The organism is Microbacterium sp. (genome assembly GCF_031178525.1).
GTDB lineage: Bacteria > Actinomycetota > Actinomycetes > Actinomycetales > Microbacteriaceae > Microbacterium.
This window is the reverse complement of the sequence record NZ_JAPSJA010000258.1, coordinates 1-3,322: the sequence shown is the minus strand read 5'-3', so window position 1 is coordinate 3,322 and position 3,322 is coordinate 1. Positions and strand designations below refer to the sequence as shown.

Below are 3,322 nucleotides of genomic sequence, written 5' to 3'. Positions count from 1 at the left end.
CGTGCGGTGGCGGCTCCGATGCCGCGCGCGGCGCCGGTCACGATGGCGGTTCGGGTTGTCATCCGGGTCCTCCGATGCTTCGTCGCAGTGCGAGGGTTCGTGCGTGCTGTCGCCCGGCGTCAGGCGCTGAGCCGGACGTCCGTCGGCTGGAGCGACTGTATCCCGTCGGGCGTCACATCCACCGGCGCCACTTGAACACGACGTACAGTCCCACGGCGGTCAGCACCATGAGGCCGAGGGCCATGGGATAGCCCCACACCCACGACAGCTCGGGCATGTGGTCGAAGTTCATGCCGTAGACGCCGGCGACGATGCTCGGTCCGAACAGGATCGCGGCCCACCCGGAGATCCTCTTGACCTGCTCGTTCTGCGCGAGTGCCGTCTCGGTCTGGCGCCGGGTGACGAGCGTCGAGTTCACCGTGAGCGCGTTGTCGAGGATCGCTCGGTAGGACGCGAGGCGTTCCGCGATCCGGATCGCGTGGTCGAGCACGTCGCGCAGCGAACGCTGCAGCTCGATGTCGACGGCGTAGCGGTCCGCGCCGCGGAGCAGCCCCTCGAGCATCGCGCGCAGCGGATCGGCGGAGCGCTGGAAACCGATGACCTCACGCGAGAGCAGGTAGATGCGCTGTGACAGCTCGGCGTGCTCGGAGCCGAACAGCGCATCCTCAATCTCGTCGATGTCGTTCTGCAGGCCCGCGACGACGGGCTCGTACTCGTCCACAACCTCGTCCATCACCGCGTACAGCACCGCCTCCGGACCGAACGCGAGCAGTCCTGGCTGGTCTTCCATGCGCCGGCGGACGCGAGCGAGGTCCGGCGACTCCGCATGGCGGATGGTCACGACGAAGTCGGGGCCGACGAACACGTGCAGCTCGCCGAACTCCACGGTCTCCTCGTGCTCGAGGTAGCGCGCAGGAAGCAGCACGGCGAACAGCGTGTCGCCGTAGCGCTCGAGCTTCGCACGCTGGTGGCCCTGCAGCGCGTCCTCCACGGCGAGCGGGTGCAGCGAGAACTCCTCCGCGACCTTGTCGATCTCCTCGCGCGTCGGTCGGAACAGCCCGATCCACGCCATACCGCCCTCCGAGCGCATGTACTCGAACGTCTCCTCGAGGCTCGTGGGGTTCTCGATGCGGCGGCCGCCGACGTACACGGCGTTATCGATGATGGGCACCCGGCAATTGTCGCGCGCCGCGCGCTCCGCACAGGCGAGCGACATCGTCCCTCGTCCCGTCGGAGGTCGACGGCGGCGGCACTGGTGATCGCGGCGACGCTGGACTAGACACGAGCCATGACGCGAGCACAGGAATGGCTGAACGGATATCTCCGCGCGTGGAAGTCGTACGACGAGGCGGACGTGCGGGCGATCTTCACGGATGATGCGGAGTACTGGTTCCGCCCGAATGACCCCGAGCCGACGCGGGGCATAGACGCGATCCTCGAGATGTGGGATTCGGACCGAGACGACGACCCCGAGTTCGACTTCGAGGTGCTGATCGAGGACGATCGGCTCGCCATCATCAAGGGCCACGTGAACTACCCGCGCGGCAAGCACTACACGAACATCTGGGAGGTCTGGTTCGCCCCGGACGGCCGTGCGCAGAAGTTCGTCGAGTGGTGGATGCTGCCGCGCAAGCGCGACGCCGCCGAAACCGCCGGCTGAACGCTCCCGGAGGTCACCACACGGTACCGATCCGCGCCGACGTCGATGGACCGTGCCAGGATGACCGAGTGCTCACGCCCCACTCGCGCATGTCCCCCCGTATCGGCGCCGGCATCGCGCTGACTGCCCTGGTCGTCTCCCTCACGGGCTGCACCGATCCCGGAGAGGAGGCGACGCGCACGCTGGCCGACGACCTCGCCGCGGCCCTGTCGGGGCACTCGCTGGACGGCGTCACCCTGACGGATCCCGGTGTCGCTTCGGCGTTCGCCGAGCAGGTCGAGCCGCTCGCGGCATACGACGTGAAGGTCACGGCGGGCGAGGTCGAGCGCGAGGGCGGCGAGGGCAGCGTTCCGCTGCAGTGGACATGGGACATCGAGGGCCACGAGTGGACCTACGACACGACCGCGGCGCTCGTCGAGGGCGAGGAGCAGGAGTGGGCGGTCGAGTGGACCCCCGCGACGTTCCTGCCCCGGCTGACCGCCGAGGAGCGCATCGAGGTCCAGCGCGAGTACGGCCCACGCGCGGACGTCGTCGATGCGGCCGGCGATCCGATCGTCACGCAGCGCCCCGTGGGCCGCTACGGGCTCGACAAGGCGAACACGCCCGCCGATCAGGTGGGCACGTCGGCCGAGCGAATCGCGAACGCGCTGGGAATCGATCCGGCCGCGTTCCGCTCGACGGCCGAGGCCGCGGGGCCCGAGGCCTTCGTCGAGGCGCTCACGGTCCGCGAGGGCCAGGAGAGCGAGTACGTCGATCCGGGGTTCGCGGACGTCCCTGGCGCGCTGGTCGTGCCCGACGAGGTCGACCTGGCGCCCACCCGCGCGTTCGCGCGCGAGATCCTGGGCTACGTCGGCGAGGCCACCGCCGAGGTCGTCGAGAAGTCCGAGGGGACGATCCGCCCGGGCGACCGCGTGGGGATGGCGGGCCTGCTCGCGACGTACGACGGCCGGCTGCGCGGCACGCCGACGCTGCGGATCGAGGCCGTCGGCGCCGACGACACCCGGCGGGAGCTGGCCGAGTGGCAGGGCGAGGCCGGCGAACCGCTCGAGCTGACGCTGAGCCAGCGGATGCAGCTCGAGGCGGAGCACATCCTGTCGCGGCTGGCGGGGGAAGACGCCCCGGCGAGCGCGCTCGTCGCGATCCGGCCCTCGACGGGCGAGATCCTCGCGGCCGCGAACGGGCCGGGCAACGGCGGCATGAACGCCGCGACCGAGGGGCAGTACGCCCCGGGGTCGACGTTCAAGCTCGTCACCTCGCTCGCGCTGCTGCGGGCGGGCGTCACGCTCGACGACATCCTGAGCTGTCCCGAGACGCTCGACGTCGACGGCTACACGTTCCACAACTTCGACGACTACCCGGCGACGGCGCTCGGCGAGGTGACCTTCCGCACGGCGCTGGCGAACTCGTGCAACACGGCGCTGATCGGCGCGCGCGACAGGATCGACGAGGGAGCGCTCGCGGCCGCGGCCGGGACGCTGGGCCTCGGCGAGGCACCGGACCTCGGCTACCCCGTCGTGCTCGGCTCCGTGCCGGACCCGGAGAGCGAGACCGAGCGGGCCGCCGACCTCATCGGACAGGGCCGCGTCACGGCCTCGCCGCTCGGCATGGCCACGGTCGCCGCGTCGATCCAGGCCGGCGGCACGGTCGTGCCCCACCTCGTCG

The 3,322-nt window shown here is 70.7% G+C and carries 3 protein-coding genes; 2 read left to right on the top strand and 1 reads right to left on the bottom strand.

The window, feature by feature from the left end; genetic code table 11:
* Positions 1-172: 172 nt before the first annotated feature.
* Positions 173-1,171, bottom strand: a complete 999-nt coding sequence (locus RIF89_RS12725) for a magnesium and cobalt transport protein CorA (protein ID WP_309069468.1) — start codon at positions 1,169-1,171, stop codon at positions 173-175.
* 117 nt (positions 1,172-1,288) lie between these two features.
* Here RIF89_RS12725 and RIF89_RS12720 point away from each other — a divergent pair, with 117 nt between their 5' ends.
* Positions 1,289-1,660 carry a nuclear transport factor 2 family protein gene (locus tag RIF89_RS12720; RefSeq protein WP_309069467.1) on the top strand — a complete coding sequence of 124 codons (372 nt, stop codon included), beginning with the start codon at positions 1,289-1,291 and terminating at the stop codon, positions 1,658-1,660.
* 68 nt (positions 1,661-1,728) lie between these two features.
* Positions 1,729-3,322 (top strand): penicillin-binding transpeptidase domain-containing protein (locus tag RIF89_RS12715; protein WP_309069466.1); only part of this gene is annotated, 1,594 nt, incomplete at its 3' end.

Bases quoted from the DNA above. Each gene is read 5' to 3' on its own strand.
- RIF89_RS12720 (WP_309069467.1), top strand. From the start codon at position 1,289: ATGACGCGAGCACAGGAATGGCTGAACGGATATCTCCGCGCGTGGAAG.